This window comes from Novosphingobium sp. HR1a (assembly GCF_015594425.1).
Taxonomy (GTDB): Bacteria; Pseudomonadota; Alphaproteobacteria; order Sphingomonadales; family Sphingomonadaceae; genus Novosphingobium; species Novosphingobium resinovorum_A.
Genome location: NZ_JABXWS010000091.1, coordinates 26768 through 47743 on the forward strand (window position 1 = coordinate 26768; position 20976 = coordinate 47743).

The 20976-nt window shown below is 67.7% G+C and carries 15 protein-coding genes; 10 read left to right on the forward strand and 5 right to left on the reverse strand.

The features are described from left to right. Window positions 1-3: 3 nt before the first annotated feature. The 3 genes from nhaA to HWN72_RS24080 all read right to left on the reverse strand — a co-directional run bounded on the left by nhaA (window position 4) and on the right by HWN72_RS24080 (window position 3503). Window positions 4-1185 (reverse strand): Na+/H+ antiporter NhaA, encoded by a 1182-nt coding sequence (nhaA, locus tag HWN72_RS24070; protein ID WP_211151591.1) that lies wholly within the window; start codon window positions 1183-1185, stop codon window positions 4-6. Between the two features lie 273 nt (window positions 1186-1458). Beyond that, on the reverse strand, window positions 1459-2820 hold the full coding sequence (locus HWN72_RS24075; RefSeq protein ID WP_036525030.1) for a HAMP domain-containing sensor histidine kinase: 1362 nt from the start codon (window positions 2818-2820) through the stop codon (window positions 1459-1461). Further along, a complete protein-coding gene (locus HWN72_RS24080) occupies window positions 2817-3503 on the reverse strand; it encodes a response regulator transcription factor (RefSeq protein ID WP_036525027.1) in 687 nt (228 codons plus the stop codon). The genes HWN72_RS24075 and HWN72_RS24080 overlap by 4 nt, the downstream gene beginning before the upstream one ends. A gap of 156 nt (window positions 3504-3659) precedes the next feature. Here HWN72_RS24080 and HWN72_RS24085 point away from each other — a divergent pair, with 156 nt between their 5' ends. From HWN72_RS24085 to HWN72_RS24110, 6 genes are all read left to right on the forward strand, one after another. Beyond that, a complete protein-coding gene (locus HWN72_RS24085; RefSeq protein ID WP_008833323.1) occupies window positions 3660-3986 on the forward strand; it encodes a hypothetical protein in 327 nt (108 codons plus the stop codon). A 140-nt stretch (window positions 3987-4126) separates the two neighbouring features. Continuing rightward, on the forward strand, window positions 4127-4582 hold the full coding sequence (locus HWN72_RS24090; protein ID WP_008833322.1) for a DUF2147 domain-containing protein: 456 nt from the start codon (window positions 4127-4129) through the stop codon (window positions 4580-4582). Beyond that, window positions 4579-7194, forward strand: coding sequence for a bifunctional lysylphosphatidylglycerol flippase/synthetase MprF (mprF, locus tag HWN72_RS24095; protein ID WP_081798978.1), 2616 nt, complete (start codon window positions 4579-4581; stop codon window positions 7192-7194). Before HWN72_RS24090 ends, mprF begins: the two co-directional genes overlap by 4 nt. Further along, window positions 7191-7922: an AcvB/VirJ family lysyl-phosphatidylglycerol hydrolase gene (locus HWN72_RS24100; RefSeq protein ID WP_008831649.1), complete on the forward strand. Its 732-nt coding sequence runs from the start codon at window positions 7191-7193 to the stop codon at window positions 7920-7922. Before mprF ends, HWN72_RS24100 begins: the two co-directional genes overlap by 4 nt. Then, window positions 7919-8083 carry a hypothetical protein gene (locus HWN72_RS24105; protein ID WP_155986210.1) on the forward strand — a complete coding sequence of 55 codons (165 nt, stop codon included), beginning with the start codon at window positions 7919-7921 and terminating at the stop codon, window positions 8081-8083. Before HWN72_RS24100 ends, HWN72_RS24105 begins: the two co-directional genes overlap by 4 nt. Before the next feature lie 259 nt (window positions 8084-8342). Continuing rightward, complete coding sequence (locus HWN72_RS24110) at window positions 8343-11651, forward strand: glycosyltransferase (RefSeq protein ID WP_008831650.1); 3309 nt, start codon at window positions 8343-8345, stop codon at window positions 11649-11651. Window positions 11652-11654: 3 nt separating this feature from the next. Here HWN72_RS24110 and HWN72_RS24115 read toward each other — a convergent pair whose 3' ends face one another. Next, window positions 11655-12722, reverse strand: a complete 1068-nt coding sequence (locus HWN72_RS24115) for an oxidoreductase (protein WP_008831651.1) — start codon at window positions 12720-12722, stop codon at window positions 11655-11657. A gap of 546 nt (window positions 12723-13268) precedes the next feature. On the opposite strand from HWN72_RS24115, the gene HWN72_RS24120 reads away from it, so the two are divergent. The 3 genes from HWN72_RS24120 (at window position 13269) to rutA (ending at window position 18016) form a co-directional block, all read left to right on the forward strand. Next, window positions 13269-15401: a TonB-dependent receptor gene (locus HWN72_RS24120; protein WP_008831652.1), complete on the forward strand. Its 2133-nt coding sequence runs from the start codon at window positions 13269-13271 to the stop codon at window positions 15399-15401. Between the two features lie 139 nt (window positions 15402-15540). After that, the gene (locus HWN72_RS24125; protein WP_008831653.1) at window positions 15541-16908 is read left to right on the forward strand and encodes an amidase; all 1368 of its coding nucleotides are present in this window, start codon (window positions 15541-15543) and stop codon (window positions 16906-16908) included. Window positions 16909-16933: 25 nt separating this feature from the next. Further along, window positions 16934-18016 (forward strand): pyrimidine utilization protein A, encoded by a 1083-nt coding sequence (rutA, locus tag HWN72_RS24130; RefSeq protein ID WP_008831654.1) that lies wholly within the window; start codon window positions 16934-16936, stop codon window positions 18014-18016. A gap of 226 nt (window positions 18017-18242) precedes the next feature. Here rutA and HWN72_RS24135 read toward each other — a convergent pair whose 3' ends face one another. After that, window positions 18243-19469 carry an MFS transporter gene (locus HWN72_RS24135; RefSeq protein ID WP_069709370.1) on the reverse strand — a complete coding sequence of 409 codons (1227 nt, stop codon included), beginning with the start codon at window positions 19467-19469 and terminating at the stop codon, window positions 18243-18245. Window positions 19470-19568: 99 nt separating this feature from the next. Between HWN72_RS24135 and HWN72_RS24140 the strand changes: the two genes are divergently transcribed. Then, on the forward strand, window positions 19569-20807 hold the full coding sequence (locus HWN72_RS24140; protein WP_197524484.1) for an amidase: 1239 nt from the start codon (window positions 19569-19571) through the stop codon (window positions 20805-20807). Window positions 20808-20976 lie beyond the last annotated feature (169 nt).

Genomic DNA, 20976 nt, shown 5'->3' on the forward strand with positions numbered 1-20976 from the left:
GGATCAGCGCGGGACGGGCGCTTCCCGGTGTGCAATCCGCAAAACACCATAGCCCAGCAGGCCGGAAAACAGCGATCCGGCGAGGATGCCGAGCTTCGCCTCCGATTGTAGCGCGGCTGCGTCCGGAAAGGCGAGCAGGGCGATGAACAGGCTCATGGTGAAGCCGATGCCGCACAGCAGGGCCACGCCCAGCATCTGCAGGCGGCCCGCATGGGCCGGAGCGTCGGCCAGGCCGAGGCGCACGGCGATCATCGAGAAGCCGAACACGCCCACCGGCTTGCCGATTAGCAGGCCTGCCGCGACGCCCAGCGTGACCGGTGCGGTGAGTGCCTCGGCCGGAAGGCTAAGCACCGGCACGCCCGCATTGGCGAGCGCGAAGAGCGGCACGATCAGGAAGCCCACCGGCACATGCAGCGCATGTTCGAGCCGGTGCAGCGGGCTGGCCGCATCGCCGTCCGGATGGCTCGGCGTCACGTCCATCGGGATCGTCAGGGCCAGCGCGACGCCTGCCAGCGTGGCATGGATGCCCGAGCGATAGGTCAGCACCCAGAGCACCGCGCCCAGCGCCATGTAGAGCGAGAGGCTCCGCACACCCATCCGGTTCATCGCGATCAGCACGCCCAGCACGAGCGCTGCCTCGGCAAGGTCGGGCAGCGAGATCGATGCGGTGTAGAACAGCGCGATGATGATCACCGCGCCAAGGTCGTCGATGATCGCCAGAGCGGCCAGGAACACCCGCAGCGAGGCGGGCACCCGCTTGCCCAGCAACGAGATCACGCCCAGCGCGAAGGCGATGTCGGTGGCGGCGGGAATAGCCCAGCCCTTCGCCGTGTCGCCGGTGTTGAAGGCGTAGAACAGCAGCGCGGGCACCGCCATGCCGCCCAGCGCGGCGATGCCGGGCAGCACCCGGCGCGACCACGACGAGAGCTGGCCGTCCAGCATCTCGCGCTTGATCTCCAGTCCGACCAGCAGGAAGAAGATCGCCATCAGCCCGTCATTGATCCAGTGCGCCAGCGACAGCGGCCCGAGGCTAAGGTGGAGCACGTGCTCGTACCCGTGCGCCAGCGGCGAATTGGCGAGGAGCAGGGCGATCGCGGCCATCGCCATCAGGAACAGTCCGGCGGATGACTGGCCGTCGAGAAACTGGCGAAGGGCGCTGGGGGTCTTGAGGCGGGAGAGGACCATGCGGGGCTCCGGGCTTGGGGGCAAGTGCACCGGCGGCCCGACCGGCACTGCGAAACCTGCTTGCCGGGATCGGCGAGCACCCGCCGGTAGCTATTGCAGCCTTGGCGCGGTGCCGCAACCGGAACCGGGCATAGGAATGCTACGGCCCCGCACCCGATCCCGTCATTCCCGCGAAGGCGGGAACCCATCTGATGCCGGTGCACCCTGCGATGTCGGGAGATGGGTCCCCGCTCTTGCGCGTATGACGGCAATGGAATGGCGGATAATGGTCCTTCAGGCGCGCGGGGGCGGCTCTACCAGCCTGATCCGCACCGCCAGCCCCGGCGCGGCGTCGCGCAAGTCCACCGTTCCGCCGTGGAGGTGCGCCACCGCCTGCACCAGCGAGAGGCCGAGGCCCGCGCCCCAGCCGCCGCGCGCTTCGTCCAGCCGGGTGAACCGGCGCAGCGCCTGTTCGCGGCGCTCGGGCGCAATGCCGGGGCCTTCGTCGGCCACGACGACCGCCGCGCCGTCCGCCTCTGGCACCAGCGACAGGGTGATGGTGCCAGCCCCGTACTTGAGTGTATTGTCGACGAGATTGCCCAGCGCCTGATCGAGCAACTGGCGATGGACCCGCATGTGCAGCGCGGCCGGGGCGACGACCACGATCGCGCGGCCCTGATCCTCGACCATGGGCGCATAGATTTCCGCCACCGTCTCCAGCAGTTCGGACAAGTCGGCGTCGGCCAGGCTCTCGCGGCCCATGCCCGCTTCGGCGCGGGTGATCGACAGGGCGGTCTCGACGATCGCCATCAGGCGTTCGCTTTCGGTGAGGGCCTGATCGACGAAGGGCTGGGCGAGGGGATCCTCGACGTGCTGCGCCGCCCGGTCGAGCGCGGCGCGCATCCGCGTCAGGGGCGATTTCAGGTCGTGGGCGAGGGCGTCGGTGGCCAGCTTCAGCTCGTCATTGAGCGCGGCCATGCGGTCGAGCGCCTGATTTACCTCGCTGCCCAGCAGGGCGAAGGCGTCGCCGGTGTCGTCTGCGGGGACGCGGCGGGAGAGGCGACCTTCGCGCACGTCGCGCAAGGTGGCGACGCTTGCCCGCAGACGGTTGAGGATCAGTCGCGTCGAGACGTAGGCGGCGAAGGCCGCGAAAACCACGGAGAGCGCCAGCGCGATCATCGAGGTGCGTTCGAGCAGGGCCAGCACCTGCCGTTCCGTCTCCACCACCGTTCCGGTGACCAGGATCGAACCGTCCCGCAGGCGGACCGACTGGATCAGCATTGCCTCCGGCGCGGTATGGCCGGAGCGCGGCAGCTTCTCTAGCGCATAAGGCGCGCCGGGTGTGAGGTCGGGCGGTAAGCTATCGAGATTGCCGGTCAAGCGAGTGCCGTCCGGGTTGGCGAGGAAGAGCACACTCGCCCGTTCGATCCGGCGCGAAACCTTGGCGTCGATGGCGCGGGAGATCGCCGGCTCTCCGCCCTCGTTATAGGCGTCGAGCAGGTCGTCGCGCAGGGTCACGGCGACGGCCACGGCGTCGGCATGGCTCTGGGATCGCAGCAGCAGCGCCGGGCCGAGCAGCAGTACCGCAGCCGCGACGATCTGGAACAGGAAGACGAGCGCGGCGAAGCGGAACGTGGTCGAGTGCCAGATTTTCACGGTTCGGCGCCGATGCGATAGCCCGCGCCGCGCACGGTATGGAGCAGGCGGCGCGCCTCGCCCTCGTCGATCTTCTTGCGCAACCGGCTGAGGTGAACGTCGACGACATTGGTGCCGGGGTCGAAGTGGTAATCCCACACGCCTTCGAGCAGCATCGTGCGGGTCACCACCTGATCGGCATGGCGCAGCAGGAATTCGAGCAGTCGGAATTCGCGCGGCTGCAGTTCGATGACTCGCTCGCCCCGGCGCACGCGGCGGGCAAGGAGGTCCATTTCCAGATCGTCGCAGCGCAGCACCGTTTCCGTCACGGCGGCAGGTGCGCCGCGGCGGATCAGCAGCCGGATGCGGGCGAGCAGTTCGGCGAAGGCGAAGGGCTTGACCAGATAGTCGTCGCAGCCGTTGGTCAGTCCTTTGATCCGGTCTTCCGGCGATCCGAGCGCGGAGAGGATGATCACCGGCGTCTCCAGCCCGGCGCCGCGCAGGGCTGCCAGCACCGCCATCCCGTCCAGCCCCGGCAGCATCCGGTCGAGCACGATGCATGCATATCCGCCGTCCGTGCCCAGAAACAGGCCGTCGCGCCCGTTGGCGGCGCGGTCTACCGTGAAGCCCGCCTCGTCGAGGCCCTTGGCGATGAAGTCGGCGGTGTCGGCATCGTCCTCGACGAGCAGGATCTTCTGGCTCAACGCGCCTTCCTCACACTTGCGGTCCTTCCATTGTGAGCCGTGTGGCCCTCCGGCGCGATGGGGAGCGGATTAACTTTCGCTCATGTTCCCTCCAGCCGGGGGAGGCTCCGCGCATCGTATGCACCTTGGGCGCGCCACGACAAGAGTTGAGACCACATGGATACCGACACTGCCATCCTCGATGAGCGGACCTGCCGCCTGATCTGCCCGATCGCCTCGGGCATGGTGGGGGTCTGCATGACCGGCATCGGGCTGCTGCGCGTGGCGGTGTCGGTGCGAGGACATGAGACGATCGCCGACGATCTGCTCTCGGTCGATGCGCTGCTGTTCCTGCTGGCGACGCTGGCCTCTTACTTCGCGTTAAGGGTGCAGTCCTCGACACGGCTGCACGGACTGGAGCGGGTGGCGGATGCGGCGTTCATCCTGGCGATGTCGCTGCTGACGGTGGCGTGTTTCGTGATCACGTATTCGCTCGGGGGGTAGACTTTTCCTGATTTAACCCACTTCGCTCATGCTGAGCTTGCCGACGCGTCGGCAGGCGCAGCGCCACGTCTCGGGGCCTTCGACAAGCTCAGGCTGAGCGGGATGGGAGGGTGGCGCAGCGTCCAGATTGCCGATTGTTCATGTTGTGGCGAGCCTCCGGCAATCCGGCCGAGCGCACAAACGGCACCATGTTGCTGAGAACCGCCCTTTTTCTCTCGCTCCTCGCCGTGCCGCTCGGTGCGCGCGCGGCTACGCCCGTCGAGGGCGTCTGGCTCAACCCATCCGGTAGCGTCGCCGTGCGTACCGGTTCCTGCGGGCCAGGCCTGTGCGGACGCGTGGTCTGGGCCAGCGGCCAGGCGAAGGCCGACGCGCAGGACAGCGGGATCGCGTCGCTGATCGGCACCGAGCTGCTGCAGGACTACCGCCCCGAGGGCCGCATATGGCGTGGCACCGTCTTCGTTCCCGACATGGGGCGCCGCTTCGATTCCCGGATCGAACCTCTCTCGGCCGACCGGCTGAAGATCAGCGGGTGCATCCTTGGCGGCTTTTTCTGCCGCTCGCAGGTATGGACCCGCATCGCGCAGGTGCCGGCATGACCGCGCCGCTTGCTTTCCTCTCGCGCTATCGAAAGCTGGTGGAGGCGGGCGCGGTGCTGGCGGTGATCGCCCTCGGCTTCGTCGCGCTGAATACGCTGACGCACGAAATCCGCTACTCGCAGGTGCGCGCGGCCGTCCATGCGCTGGACGCCGGCCAGATCGCGCTGAGTCTCATGCTGACCGCCGCCAGCTATTTCGCGCTGACGTTCTACGATTTCCTAGCGCTCAGGACGATCGGGCACCCGCTGCCGTGGCGCACTGCCGCGCTGGCGTCGTTCACCAGCTATACGCTCAGCCACAACCTCGGGCTTTCGCTGCTGACCGGCGGGTCGGCGCGCTATCGCATCTACGTTGGTGCCGGGCTCGACGGGCCGGAGGTCGCCAAAGTGGTGATGCTGGCGGCCGGCAACTTCTGGGCGGGCGTGCTGGCCGTCGCGGGTGCGGCGATGCTGGTCCGTGACGGCGGCCTTGACTTCGGCGCGGTGACGCTGACGCCGCAGGCGGCGCATGCGCTCGGCGCGGCGATGCTGGCTCTGCTGGGCGCGCTGGGCTTCGCGGCTGCGCGGGCGAAGCAGTTGAGGCTGCCGGGAATCCGCCTGCCGCTGCCTTCCGCGCGTGAGATCGCGGCGCAAGTCGGCGTCAGTGTCGCCGACATCGCCTGCGCGGGCGCGGCGCTTTTCGTACTGCTGCCGGGCGCCGACCCGGCGCAGCTTCCGGTGTTCGTCCTGGCCTATGCATTGGGCATCGTCGTGGCGCTGGTGACGCATGTGCCGGGCGGCCTCGGCGTGTTCGAGGCGGTGGTCCTCGCCGTGGCGCCGGGGGACCGGGCGCACCTTTTCGCGGGGCTGATCGTCTATCGGCTCGTCTATTATCTCCTCCCGCTGGCACTGGCGGCGTTGCTGCTGGCCTGGCGCGAGGGTGCCCGCAGCCGCCGCGTGGCGCGCCTTGTCGGCGGGGTGCAGAGCGTCGCCACCGGCCTTTCGCCGCTGCTGCTGGCAAGCGCGACGTTCCTTGGCGGCGGCATGCTGTTGCTGTCGGGCTCGCTGCCTGCCGTCCACGCACGCATGGGACTGCTGGCCGACGTCATGCCGCTGCCCGTCATCGAGGCGAGCCATATCGCCGCCAGCCTCGTCGGCACCGCGCTGCTGCTGCTGGCGCCGGGACTCTACCGCCGGCTCGACGGCGCTTGCCTTGCCGCGCGGCTGCTGCTGATGGCGGGCGCGGTATTCTCGCTGGCCAAGGGCATCGACTATGAGGAGGCGCTGGCCTGCCTTGCGCTGGCCGCGCTGCTGCAAATGACGCGCCGGGCCTTCTACCGCCGCACCGCGCTGACCGAGACGCCACTCACCGCGGGCTGGATAGCGGCGGTGGTGATGGCGGCGGGACTGGCGCTTTGGGCGGGCCTCTTCGCCTATCGCCATGTACCCTACAACGACGACCTGTGGTGGAAGTTCGCCCTGCGTGCCGATGCCCCGCGTTACTTGCGCGCGGCGCTGGCCTCGTCGGTGTTGCTGGCGGGGTTCGCGGTCTGGAGGCTTTGCGCGCCCGGCAGCGCGCGCGGCGACGCGCAGGTGATGGAGGATGCCCCGGCGATCCGCGCGATCCTCGCCACCAGTCCGCGCACCGAGGCGATGCTGGCGCTGACCGGAGACAAGCGGTTCCTCGTCTCGCAGGCGGGCGACGCCTTCGTCATGTACCAGATCAAGGGTTCCAGCTGGGTCGTCATGGGTGATCCGGTCGGCAACGAGGGATCGTGGGGCGAACTCCTCTGGACCCTGCGCGACATGTCGCACCGCAGGCAGGGACGGCTGGTGCTCTACGAGATTTCGCCCGCCACGCTCGACCTTGCCATCGGCATGGGCCTGCAGATCGTGAAGTATGGGGAGGAGGCGGTGGTCGATCTCACCACGTTCGAGCTGGAAACTCCCCAGCTGCGTTCGGTACGCAAGTCGGAGCGCACCGCCGCTCGCGCCGGCGCCCGGCTGCGGGTGGTGCCGGCGGCGGCGGTGCCGGTGATCCTCGATGAACTGGAGGCGATCTCCGACGAGTGGATGACGGCCAAGGGCCAGCGCGAGAAGGGCTTCAGCCTCGGCGCCTTCGACCGCGCATACCTGAGCAACTTCGACATGGCGCTGGTCATGGTGGAGGACCGCATCGTCGCCTTCGCCAACCTGTGGTGCACGCAGGACCACACCGAAGCCTCGGTCGACCTCATGCGCCAGCGCGAGGACGCGCCGCGCGGGACGATGGATTTCCTGTTCACCAACCTGCTGCTCTGGTCAAAGGCGCGCGGATACAAGCGCTTCACGCTGGGCATGGTGCCGCTGTCGGGGATCGAGGGTGGCCCGCTCGCGCCCGCATGGGCCAAGGCGGCGGCGCTGGTGTTCCGCCATGGCGAGCGCTTCTACGGCTTTCGCGGCCTGCGCGGCTACAAGGAGAAGTTCGCCCCCCGCTGGGAACCGCGCTACGTCGCCGGGCCGCACGGCATCGGGCTGATCCAGGGGCTGCACGACGTATCGCGCCTGATCGGCGGCGGGGGAGGGGGTGAATTTGTCCGCCCGATCGCGCCAGTGCCCGCCATCACCTCCGAGGCAAGGATGCTGATCGCATGAGCCGCGTTCGCACTCGCTTTGCCATTGGGCTGTTCGCACTGGCTGCGGTGGGTCTCACTGCGCTGGCCGCGCCGGTGCTTGGCCTGCTCGGCACCGAGTCCATCGTGATGTTCCCGGCCGCCGAGCCGCATCCGCGCGTGGCGGCGGTCTTCCTGTCCGGAGACATGGGCTTCCACTTCGGCATGGGCGAGAAAGTCGCCGCCGCCGTTGCCGCCAAGGGCGTCCCGGTGGTCGGGGTCGCGTCCCCGGTTGTCTTCGCCACGCACCGCACCCGGGCCGAGGCGGACGCAGTCGTCGCCGGCGCGGTGCGCCTCGCCCTGACGCGTACGGGAGCGAGCCGGGTCGTGCTGATGGGCCAGTCCTACGGCGCCGACATCCTTGCGACCACGGCGCCGGACCTGCCGCCGGATCTGCGTGCCCGGGTCCTTGCCATCGACCTCACGGTGCCTGCGCACGACGTCTACTTCCGCGCCGATCCGGTGGGCCTTGCCTACCTCGGCAAGCCGGACGCGCACCCGTTGCTGGCGATGCGCGGGGTCGACTGGGCGCCGGTGGTCTGCGTCTACGGGCTGGAAGAGAAGGGCAGCCTGTGCCCCTCCCTCGCAGGCCGGGCGCGGGTCATCGGCCTGAGCGGCGACCATTACCTCGGCCACGATGCGCCGCGCCTGATCGCCACGACTCTTCGCGCGCTGCACGAAGTCGCGCCCGAAGCGGGGTTGCAGCCATGAGCGGGACCTTGAGCGATTGCCATGCCGAGCGTCACGTCGCCTCGCGCAAGTTCACGGTCGATTCCTCGGGGGTGCAGAACTGCCGCTGCAAGGTCTGCGGCTGCGACCTCAGGCGGCTTCCGGCCATGCGCCGCTGGTTCCGCTCCGGGATGATGGGCTGAGAGACAGTTTGGAAATTCGCGGAACGCGAATTTCGCGGCACCGGCCCGCTCCCCCACCCGACCGCCCATCGGCAGTATCCTGTGGGTGGTCGGGTGGGGGAGCGGGCCGGTGCCGCATTCGAAAATGCCGCTTTCGGCATTTTTCAAACAGACTCTGAGCGCGCCGAACATGACGAAAATTTAAGGCGCCGATCAGGTCCCGAACACTGCGCCGGGCCTATCGCCGGCTCACATTCCTTACCCCCGGACACCCGACGTCATGAGCAAGCCCATCTTCTACGACCCCACCGGCCGCCGCAGCCGCTGGGCGCGCGGTGTCCTCGCCGCGTTGCTGGTCATCGTGCTGCTGGGCGCGGCGGCTTTCGCGACCACGCTCGTCGCGGTGCCCGCCCAGCAGGAACTGGAACTGCCGACGCCGCGCCTCAAGCCCTCGACCCTGCACGGATCGCCGCTGAAGCATGCGCTGAAGTCCTGGCTGCCGCGCGGTCGCAAGGGGCCGGGGCAGAAGCCGCTCAGCATCGGTTTCTACCTGCCGGGCAACGACGCCAGCTTCCTTTCGCTGGTCCATCACGGCAACGACCTCGACTGGGTGGTGCCCGCGCTGATCAACGTCGCGGGGCCGCAGCATCAGGTGACGGTCGAGCCGGATGCCCGCTTCGACCGGCTGGTCGCGGGCCAATCGCACCACTTCAAGGTGCTGCCGATGGTCCAGAACGTCGCCTCCGACGGCTGGGACGGTGCAGGAACCGCCGCGCTGCTGCATGATCCCGCGCAGCGCCTCGCGCTTGCCAAGCGCCTCGCCGGGGCCGTCACGCAGGGGAACTACGCCGGGCTGGTGATGGATCTCGAGGCATTGCCCACGCGCGCCATGCCCGATTACCTCGCCTTTCTGCGCAGCCTGCACGCAGCGTTGCCCAAGGGCACCTCGCTTGCCGTCACCACCCCCGCCGACGACGAGGGCGGCTGGCCGCTCGAGGCGCTCGCCAAGGCTACCGACAAGGTCATCTTCATGGCCTACGACCAGCACTGGGAGGGCGGCACGCCCGGCCCGATCGCCGCACAGGACTGGTTCGTCCACGAAGTGCAGGGCGCTCTGAAGCGCATCGGTTCCGAGCACCTCGTCGTCGCGCTGGGCAGCTACGCCTACGACTGGCACGGCGACCAGACCGACGCGCTCGCCATCGAGGATGCATGGCTCGCCGCGCACGACAGCGCTGCGAAGATTTCCTTCGATCCCGCCAGCGGCAACGCAGGCTTCGCTTACGACGACGAACAGACCCACCACACGATCTGGATGCTCGACGCGGCTACCAGCTGGAACGAGTTGTCGGCGCTGAAGCGCCTCGGCATCGGTGACATGGCGCTGTGGCGGCTCGGCACCGAGGATTCCGGCTTCTGGAACGACCTCGGCGCCTTCCGCAAGGGCGGCACGCCCGACCTTTCGACCCCTCGCGCGCTCAGCAGCGCCGACATCGAGGGATCGGGCGAGATCCTGCGCATCACCGCCACCCCGCGCGACGGCCAGCGCGCCGTGCGCGCCGACGGCAACGGTATGATCCGCGAGGAGACCTACGCCGCGCTGCCGACGCCCTACGTCGTCCAGCGCTCGGGCGGCACGGACCCCAAGCGCATCGCACTGACCTTCGACGACGGCCCTGACCCTGCGTGGACGCCCCGCATCCTGCGTGAACTGGAGGCGGCGCACGTGCCCGCGACGTTCTTCGTGATCGGCGAGAACGCGCTGGGCAGCCCCGGCCTGCTCAAGCGCATCGTTGCCGACGGCGACGAACTGGGCAATCACACGTACACCCATCCCAATCTCGCCAATGCCGGGCCGCGCCAGACCCGGCTGGAATTGAATGCGACCCAGCGGCTGGTCGAAGCCTATACCGGCCGCAGCATGACGCTGTTCCGTGCGCCCTATTTCGGCGACGCCGAGCCGACGACGCCTGACGAACTCGGTCCCGCGCTGGCCGCGCAGGAGGCGGGCTATACGGTCGTGGGCCTCCACGTCGATCCCAACGACTGGCAGCGCCCGGGCGCGGACGCAATCGTCGACCAGGTGCTTCAGCAGGTCCATTCCGCGACGCCGGAGAATGCCACCAATGTCGTCCTGCTGCACGACGGCGGCGGCGACCGTGCCCAGACCGTCGCCGCGCTTCCGCGCATCATCGCCGCGCTGAAGGGCGAGGGTTATACCTTCGTCACCGCCTCGCAGCTCGTCGGCATCCCGCAGGCGCGGGCGATGCCCGCCATTTCGACCACCGATCTTGCCGCCGTGCGCGTGGACGTTGCCGCGTTCGTGGCGCTGATGGCGGTCGCGGCGGTGCTGGCCTGGGTGTTCTACCTCGCGATATCGCTCGGCATCGCGCGCGCGGTGATCATGGCGGCGCTCGCCTGGTATCAAAGCCGCCGCAAGCGCGCCGAACCGCCGCATTTCGAGCCTGCCGTCTCGGTGATCATCCCCGCTTACAACGAGGAGCGGGTCATCGCCGCATCCGTCGCCCGGGTGCTCGCCTCCGACTACCCCGCGCTGCAGGTCATCGTCGCCGACGACGGATCGAAGGACGGCACGAGCGAGATCGTGCGGTCGGTCTTCGGCGACGACCCGCGCGTGACGCTTTTGACGCTGCAGAACGGCGGCAAGGCCAGCGCCCTCAACCGCGCACTGCTGCAGGCGACCGGCGAGATCGTCATCGCCCTCGACGCCGACACCCAGTTCGAGCCCGAAACCATCCGCCGCCTCGCCCGCTGGTTCGCGGACCCACAGCTCGGCGCCGTCGCGGGCGATGCGCGGGTCGGCAACCGGGTGAACCTCGTCACCCGCTGGCAGGCGGTCGAGTACATCACCGCGCAGAACCTCGAACGCCGTGCACTGGCCGGGTTCGACGCGATGACGGTGGTGCCGGGCGCGGTCGGCGCATGGCGGCGCGCGGCGCTGGACTCGGTCGGCGGCTATCCGGAGGACACGCTCGCCGAGGACCAGGACCTCACCATCGCCATCCAGCGGGCGGGCTGGCGCGTCACGTACGACCCGCGCGCCGTCGCCTGGACCGAGGCGCCCGAGAGCTTCACCGCGCTGGCCAAGCAGCGCTTCCGCTGGGCTTTCGGCACCCTGCAGTGCCTGTGGAAGCACCGCGCGGTGATCCGCACTCGCAAGCCTGCCGGGCTCGGCCTCGTCGGACTGCCGCAGGCGTGGCTGTTCCAGATCGCCTTCGCCGCGATCTCGCCGCTGATCGACCTCGCGCTGGTGGTCTCGATCATCGGCACCGCGCTGCGGGTCTCGGCCCATGGCTGGGCGCAGACCAGCGGGGACGTCGGCATGATGGGCGCCTACTGGATCGCCTTCACCGCGATCGATGTGCTGTGCGGATGGATCGCTTATCGCCTCGACGGCGGACGGGCGCGCTACCCGGCGCACCTGCTGGTGGCGCAGCGACTGGTATATCGCCAGATCATGTACTGGGTCGTGATCCGCGCGATCGCCTCGGCTGTGGCCGGGTGGGTCGTGGGCTGGGGCAAGCTGGAGCGTACCGGTTCCGTCTCGGCCCAGCTTGCCGCAGGATGATGCTTACCAGGCGGCGCGTTCCTCCGGCGTGAGCGGCAGCGGCATCGAGCGCCCCCCCCGTGCGGAGGCGGCACCGGCTTCCAGCACGGCCATCACCGCTAGCGCTTCGATCGGGCGCACCGGCGGCGGGGCGTCGCCCGCCAGCGCGGCGGCGACGGCGGTGTAGAATCCACGCTGGTCGCCGGGCGTGGCGGGGATGGAGCGGGGCTCGCCGGAACCGTCGTAAACGACGAGGGCGTCGGCATCTTCGCCCCAGCCCGGCGCGCCGGGCCGCAGTCCGGCGAGGAGCTGCACTTCCTGGCCGTCGGCCTTGAGCTTGACCGCGCTGCCGCCCGTGCCGTGAACGGTGAAGCGCGCCGATCCGCCCGCGACGAGCATCCCGGCATGGACGACGACCCGCAGTTGCCCATATTCGAGTACGGCATGCGCCCAATCGTCGACTTGTGCGCCGTCGCGCTGGATGGCGACGCTGGCGGTGACGCTGTCGGGCAACCCGAACAGCGCGAGCGCCTGATCGACCATGTGCGGGCCGAGGTCGAACCACACACCCGCACCTGGCGCGGCATTCTCACGCCAACGGTCGCGCACTTGCGGTCGGAAGCGGTCGATGCGGGATTCGAAGTGAGTGACGCGGCCGATTGCTCCATCCTCGATGGCACGCCGCACCGTCAGGAAATCGCTGTCCCAGCGGCGGTTGTGGAAGACCTGAAGGTGACGGCCGGTCGTTTCGGCCAATGCCACCAGGCCGCGCGCCTCCTGCAGATCGAGCGCGAAGGGCTTGTCGACGACGACGTGGCGCCCCGCTTCCAGCGCCGTGCGGGCGAGCGGCGCGTGCGTGTCGTTGGGCGTCGCGACGACGACGAGATCGACCGTGTCGTCGGCGATCAGCGCCTCGGGCGCGGCATGGACTGTCACTCCGGGAAAGTCGGCATGGACCTTGCCCGCATCCCGCGAGGCGACGGCGTGAAGCACGAGACCATCGCACGCGGCGATCAGCGGGGCGTGGAAGGTCTTTCCGGCAAAGCCATAGCCCAGCAGGCCGACGCGGATGGGGCGGGCAGGGGTATCCATGGGCGTGATCCTTCGCGTTGTGCTTCCTGGCGGATCTACGCAGTCCGGGCAGGCAATCAACCGCGCCAAGGCAAAAGACCTAATGATAACGTTTACATTACGCGAGTGAAAAATGAACGACCGGATGGGTCTCTGAACCCGCCCGGGATGGCGCTCCGATTTGTCCGACCAGAGGCCGGATGCGGCCTAAACATGCTGGTTTTATGCGTGTTAGTGCCATCGCGTTTGATCTCTCGTACCTTTGGCCATGAGGGTGTGATTCGGGGTATGACGCCACAGCTGGCGCTATCGGGTTTTCGCGGTTCGGTGATTGGGCGTGGCGCAGATTTCCAAGGTTTTTCTGGTAGATACCTTCATGAGCGGTAGATTTGCTACGTCAAAAATGAAAACGTTACCCTTCGGAAGATTTTCAAAAAATTATTATAAAACAATGAATTGAATGTATTGCTGCATCGTTCCCAAAACGACCCGCTTGCAATCATCCGCGAATCGGTCATTTTAATGAAAACGTCAATCATTCAGAACGGGTCACAGGGAGTTCCAGTCTTGCTCAAGCGTCTAACGTTCACTGCCAGCGCGCTTTCCATAGCCGCAGCCTTCGCGCAGCCTGCTTTTGCCCAGAATGCGGGTACGGACTCCGCTTCCGCGGCCGATGGCGCGTCGGAGGGCCTCGGCGAGATCGTCGTCACCGCGACCAAGCGTGAGACCAGCGCGCAGAGCACCCCGATCGCGATGACCGTCGCGAGCGGCGAGGAACTCTCCAAGGCGGGCGTCACCGACGTCAACGCGCTTTCCAACATCGCGCCGACCGTCAACATCGCCCAGAACAACGCCAATACCATGATCACCATTCGCGGCGTGTCCAGCCGCGACTACTCGGAAACGGGTGATCCGGCGGTCGCCGTCTCGGTCGACAACTTCTACCTGCAGCGCGCCTTCGCGCTCAACGCGGCGATGTTCGACGTGGAGCGCATCGAAGTCCTGCGCGGCCCGCAGGGCACGCTGTACGGCCGCAACGCCACGGCAGGTGCGGTCAACATCGCGACGGTCAAGCCGACCGACGACTGGAAGCTCGATGCCGCTGCCGAGATCGGCAACTACGGCACCCTCAACTTCGACGTCGGCGCGACCGTGCCGGTCAGCGACACCCTGAGCTTCCGCTTCGCGGGCACCCGCAAGACCCACGAAGGCTACCGCGACAACCCGGGCCTCAAGGACGGCGACGACGGCAACGTGACGGGCGGCCGCGTCCATGCGCTGTGGACCCCGACCAGCCGCCTCTCGATCCTCGTCACCGGCGAGATGACCCGCGTGGACGGCGTCGGCTCGACCATCAAGGCGGTGCCCTATACCGACGTCAATTCCGACGGCTCGCTGGAGATCGGCTCGTCGAAGAAGTTCGAGCTGAACAACCAGGGCTATACCCGCATCCGCACCAAGGCCGTGCGCACCGCGATCTCCTACGACATGGACTTCGCGACCCTGAGCTTCTTCGGCGGCTTCCAGAAGTCGACGCTGAACCGCGACAACGATCAGGACGGCGGCACGCTCTACAACTACGGCTTCCAGCAGAACGAAGACGTCAAGGACCAGAACTACGAACTGCGTCTCAGCTCGAACAACAAGACCGGCTTCACCTGGCAGGTCGGCGGCTACTTCTTCAAGGAGACCGACGCGCTGCTGACCTACTTCCAGGTCCACGGGCTCGCGGTCGATCCGTTCAACTTCTATACCTTCGACTACGACGTGGGCAGCAAGTCCAAGGCCGTCTTCGCGCAGGTCGGTTACGACCTGACCGACAAGCTGAAGCTGGAAGCGGGCGTCCGCTACACCAAGGACAACAAGTACCAGGTCGGCTACAACGACATCGCCGGTGCCTATTCGACCCTCGACAACCACTATTCGGGCGATCAGGTCACCTGGCACTTCGGCGCGAACTATCAGGTCACGCCCGACAACCTGTTCTATGCCAAGGTCGACAAGGGCTACAAGGCGGGCGGTTACACCACCAACTCCTCGTTCGGTCCCGAGCAGATCATCGCCTATGAGATCGGCACCAAGAACCGCTTCCTGAACAACACGCTGCAGGTCAACCTGAGCGGCTTCTACTACGACTACAAGGACCTGCAGACCCAGCAGGAAGATCCGGCGACGGCGCTCGTCTACACCCTCAACGCGGGCAAGGCGCGCGTTTGGGGTGCGGAACTCGAAACGCTGTGGCAGGTCACCCCGGACACACGCATCGACGCCAACGTGGCGTGGCTCGATGCGAAGTATGCGGAATTCTGCACCGTCACCGCGGCCTCCTGCCCGGCGGCCAGCGACTTGTCCGGCAACCGCCTGACGCAGGCTCCGGAATGGACGCTTTCGGGCGGCATCCAGCATGACTTCCACCTGCTGGGCGGCACCCTGACCCCGCGTGTCCAGACCCGTTACCAGTCGAAGAGCTACTTCACGTTCTACAATACGGCGGCCGAACAGCAGGGCGCCTACTGGAAGAGCGACGCGCAGGTCACCTACACGCCCGACGACGGCCCGTTCTCGATCACCGCATACGTGCGCAACATCGAGAACAATACGATCCTGACGGCGAACAGCAACGCCGGCTATGCCAGCGCCTACCTCGTCCAGTTCGCTCCGCCGCGTACGTACGGCGCGCGCCTGACCTACTCGTTCTGATCGGAACTGCGGGATGGTCCTTCTCTCCTCCGGACTGTCCCGCGCTCCCTCCCACCCTCCGCGAGCGCAAGCGCGAAGGGTGGGAGGCCCCTTTTTCCCATCCGCCTCGAAACACGCGATCCTCGCGGACAGGACAGCCATGCCACACGATCTCGTCGAACTTGCCGAAGCGATCGCCAGCGGAGCCCTGAGCGCCGTCGATGCGGTCACCGACGCACTGGAGCGCGCCGAGGACTGGCGAGGGCTCAATGCCTTCGTCGCGATCGAGGCCGAGGCCGCGCTCGACCAGGCACGGGCCTGCGATGAACAGCGCAGGCGCGGATCGCTGCGCGGGCCGCTCCACGGCGTGCCGCTCGCGCACAAGGACATGTTCTTCCGTGCCGGTATTCCCACCGAGGCGGGCTCGAAGATCTGGCGCGGCCACGTCCCCGCCGAGACATCACCGCTGATGGCCCGGTTGGCTGCGGCGGGCGCGATCACCATTGGCCGCCTCCACATGGCCGAGTTCGCGATGGGGCCGACAGGACACAACGCGCACCTCGGCCGCTGCCGCAACCCGTGGAACGCCGAGGCGATCTCGGGCGGCTCGTCGTCAGGCTCGGGCGCGGCGGTCGGTGCGCGCATCGTCACCGGCGCGCTGGGATCGGATACCGGCGGTTCTGTCCGGCTTCCGGCCGCGTTCTGCGGCGTGGCTGGGCTCAAGCCGACCAACGGCCTTCTGCCCGACACGGCGATGATGCCGCTGTCGAAGACGCTCGATACGGCGGGGCCGCTCTCCACTTCCAGCCGGTCTCTGGCCCGCCTGATGGACGTTCTGGTGGACGGCGAATACGAGGCTGGCCTCATCGCCGACTGCTCGGGTCTGACGATCGGCGTGCCGACCAGCTACTTCACCGATGACCTTCACCCTGAAGTCGCCGCTGCCTTCGCGGCCGCGCGGCAGGTCTTCGCGGACCTCGGCGCGAAAGTCGTCGATGTCGCCATTCCCGACCACTCCGGCTATCCCGCGATCGCCGCCGAGATATGGGCTCCCGAAGCCGCCGCCTTCCACGCACGCCACCTGGCGGAGCGGGCGGAAGATTTCGGTGACCAGGTGCGCAACCGCCTGCTGGCGGGCGCCGCGGTCTCTCCCGATACCTATCTCGCCGCGCTCGGCCGCCGTAAATCCGCGCAGTCCGACATGCTGAGCGGCCCGTTCGCCAAGGTCGACCTGCTGCTCACCCCCGCCGCGCGCTTCCCGGTGCCCATGGCCGAACAGGTCGGCGCAACCGGCGGCGATGCGATGCAGGCGATGGTCGCGGAGCTATCCGCGCTTACCCGCACGATCTCGATGCTGGGCTTCCCGGCGCTCGTCACGCCGATGGGCTTCGACGCGCGCGGGCTGCCGCTGGCGCTGCAACTCGTCGGCGCTCCGAATTCCGAACAATGCTTGCTGCGTGGAGGGTTTGCCTATGAACAGGCGACTTCCTGGCTCGCGCGCGTACCGTCTCCGCCTCCTCTCCCTTAAACTTCCCTCTCCCAGGAGCACTGCAATGGATATTGGTCTGTTCATCCCCATCGGCAACAACGGTTGGCTGATTTCCGAGAACGCTCCGCAGTACAAACCCAGCTTCGAAATGAACAAGAAGCTGGTCCAGACGGCCGAAGGCTATGGCTTCGATTTCGCGCTGTCGATGATCAAGCTGCGTGGCTTCGGCGGCAAGACCGAGTTCTGGGACTACAACCTGGAAAGTTTCACGCTGATGAGCGCGCTCGCCGCCGTCACCAGCAAGATCAAGCTGTTCGCCTCGACGGCTATTCTGACCCTGCCGCCCGCGATGGTCGCGCGCATGGCCGTGACGATCGACAGCGTCGCGCCGGGCCGCTTCGGCGTCAACGTCGTCACCGGCTGGGCCAAGGGTGAATACGAGCAGATGGGCATGTGGCCGGGCGACGCCTACTTCGGCCACCGCTACGACTACGCCAGCGAATACGTGCAGGTGATGAAGGACCTGTGGGCCGAGGGCAAGTCGGACTTCAAGGGCGAGCACTTCCAGATGGAAGACTGCCACATGCAGCCCAAGCCCAGCACCGGCAAGATCGAGATCGTCGGCGCGGGCCAGTCGGCGCGCGGGATGGAGTTCGTCTCCAACTACGGCGACTACAACTTCGTCACGGCGGGCGGCCTCAACAAGCCGACCAAGCATGCGCCGACCGTCGAGGCGCTGGTCGAAGCGGCCGCCAAGACCGGCCGCGACGTGGGCGCCTACATCCTGTGCATGGTGATCGCCGACGAGACCGACGAGAAGGCCATGGCCAAGTGGCAGTCCTACCGCGAAGGCGCCGACGTCGATGCGCTGGCGTGGATGAGCGATCAGGGCGCTGCCGACAAGACCGCCGGCGAAGGCTCGACCGCGCGTCACATCAACCTGCCGGAAGGCGCGGTGAACCTCGGTATCGGCACGTTCGTCGGTTCTTATGAAACCGTGGCAAAGCTGCTCGACGAAGCGGCCTCGGTGCCCGGCACCAAGGGCATCATGCTGACCTTCGACGACTTCGAGCAGGGCCTCGTGAACTTCGGCGAGAAGGTGCAGCCGCTGATGGCCTGCCGTCAGGATCGCCTCGTCGCGGCCTGATCTACGCTACCCTGAGGGCCCGGTCTCTCTCTCCATCGGGTCGTCCAATACCCTCGGCCGGTCACGCCCCCGCGTGACCGGCTTTTTTGCGCGGTAAGGTTCTGCTGCGACCCTTCGACAAGCTCAGGGTGAGCGGATGTAGCGTAAGGGTTGGGCAGGCGGGGGCGTAAACCTCTCAAGCCCGCTCAGGCTGAGCTTGTCGAAGCCCCCGCAGCAAGGCGCTTCGTCAGGCGCGGGAAGCCATCGCCGCCCGCCCCGCCAGCAGCGCGCCAAGGCCCGCAACCCAGCTCACCAGCAGGAAGCTCGTCCCGTAATCGCCGGTAAAGCCGTAGATCGTCGCCATCGCCGCCGGGCCGATCATCACGCCGAGGAAGGTGTAGACCAGCGACCCACCGATCACCCGGCCCGCATCCTCGGGCGCGCAGTGATGCGTGCATTCGGCCATGACGACGCCGTTCCAACCGCTCATGCAGAAGCCGAACAGGCACAGCACGCCGATCGCGACCACCGCAGGCAATGCGTCGATCCGCCACAGCGCGATCATGCAGGCCATCGAGACCACGCCGATCACCGCCAGCACCGTGAACCCGCCGAAGCGGTCGCCCAGCCCGCCCCACGACACGCGGCCCAGCGCTCCGCAGGCCTGCACGCCCCCGGCGACAAGGCCCGCCGCGAACATCGACCAGTGATGCTCGACCAGCATGATCACCGCGAAGGCCGACAGCGAGAGCTGGATCGAGGAATAGAGCATCCCCAGCATCGCCAGCACCCGCAGCGGTGCCTTGCCCCAGACGAGGCGCTGCTCATAGACGAAGCCGCGCCAGACCGAGATCGTGACAGGCGCCGCTGGTCGCTCCGGCCCGCCCTTGAGCGCCAGAACCCCGATCATCGCGAAGCAGGGCACAGCGCCGAGCACGAAAGTCGTGCGCCAGCCCAGCCATCCTGCGAGCGCCGGGATCAGCAGCGCCGCCACCACGCCGCCGATCGGCACGCCAGCCTGCTTGATCGAGAAGATCAGCGAGCGCCGGTGCGGCGGCGTCACCGCGCCCAGTATCTGCGCCGAGGCCGGGTTCTGCACCCCATAGCCCACGCCGATCACCATCGAGGCCAGCAGGGCCAGCCACGGGCTCGCGCTCGTCAGCAAGAGCAGCGCGGTGCCGAAGCAGGCGAGGGCAAGCTGCTCCACCTGCACCGGCCCGCGATGCTGGATCAGTGTTCCCGCCATGGCAGAGGCGAACGTGCCCGCCGCGTAGATCACGCTGATCTGGTAACCGACGTAATGCGGTGCCAGCCCGAACTCACCGGCGACGAGCGGGGCGATTCCGGTCAGCGCCAGCGCCGTCATGGTCGACAGGATCTGGATCGTCGTCGTCGTCGCCAGCACCGAGGCGATCGAGGGCGCCCCAGTTTTGCTCGGGTCGGGCGCACTATGCGTTGAGGCTGTGGATGTCATTGCTGCACTGCATAATGTAATGCTTTACACGCGCCAAGCGGGAAGTCACAATCGTGGGATATGGCGCTATGGCGCCGCCTGCTCGGGAGCCGAATTTCCATGGTCCAGACCCCCTACGCCCCTGCCGTGGCCAATGTCCATGCTGCATTGCAGCGTATCGGCGCGCGCGATGCGCAGGTCCGGGCGTGGCTGCACGTGGACGATACCGGGGCGCTGGCTGCGGCGAGGGCACTGGATGCGGGCGAACCGGGGCCGCTCCACGGGATCTGCGTGGGTGTGAAGGACGTGATCGCGGTGGCGGGGATGCCGCTCACGCACAATTCGCCGTTGTTCTCCGGCTTCGTGCCTGCCGAGGACGCGCCTTGCGTCGCCACCTTGCGGGCGGCGGGCGCGGTGATCCTGGGCAAGACCGACACCACCGAGTTCGCCGCCGCCGGGCGCAATGCCGCCAGCGCCAATCCGCATGATTTTGCGCGCACGCCGGGCGGTTCCTCGGCCGGGTCGGCGGCGGCGGTGGCGGACGGGCATGTGCCGCTGGCGCTGGCGACGCAGACCGGCGGCTCGACGATCCGCCCCGCCAGCTTCTGCGGCATCCATGGCTTTAAGCCAAGTTGGGGCCTTATCAGCCGGGAAGGCGTGAAGACCTATGCCAATAGCCTCGATACCGTGGGCTGGTACGCGCGGGACCTCGACCTGATCGACCGGGTCTGCGAAATCTACGGCTTCGCGCCCGGTGCGCACGTCGAAGGCCGGACCTTGCGCATCGGCGTGTTCCGCACCCCCTGGTGGGATGAAATGACGCCCGATGGCCAAGCCGCTTTCGACGGCATCGCCGCCGCCATGACGGGGGCCGGGATCGACGTCGTCGAGATCGCCACGCTGCCCGAGTTCGAGCACCTCAACGACGATCACCGCGCGATCCTGTTCCGCGAGGGCGCGGCCGCTTTCCTGAGCCTTGCACGCGCACGGCCCGACTTGCTGCATCCCGATTTCCATCTTCGGGTCGATGCCCTGGCGACATATCCCGACGCTCGGCTGCGCGAGGCGCATGACCGTGCGGCGGCGGCACGGGTGGGGTTCGAGCGGGCGATCGCCGGACTCGACGCCGTGCTGGCGCCGAGCGCGCCGGGCATCGCTCCGCTCGGCCGTTCGCCGGGGGAACCCCGGTTCAACCAGCCCTGGACCTTGCTGCACGCGCCGGTTGTCAATCTGCCGCTGGCCAAAGGTGAGGGCGGGATGCCCATCGGCGTCTCGCTGGTGGCGCCGCGCTATGACGACCGGCGATTGATCGGCGTCGCGCGCGAAGTGGAAGCGCGATTGACATTTATCGCCAAATAGGTTGTATGGCTCGGCATCCGATCCGGCGATGATCACGCTGGAAAGGTGTATCGGGTCGGCGTCGTGGGCCGGGATGCGGTTTCAAGCCGTGATCACGCAAACCACGCGCCCAAACGAAGACCCGGACTGTCTCTGCGCTACCGGAAAAGCTGTCCATACGTTCCTGCGA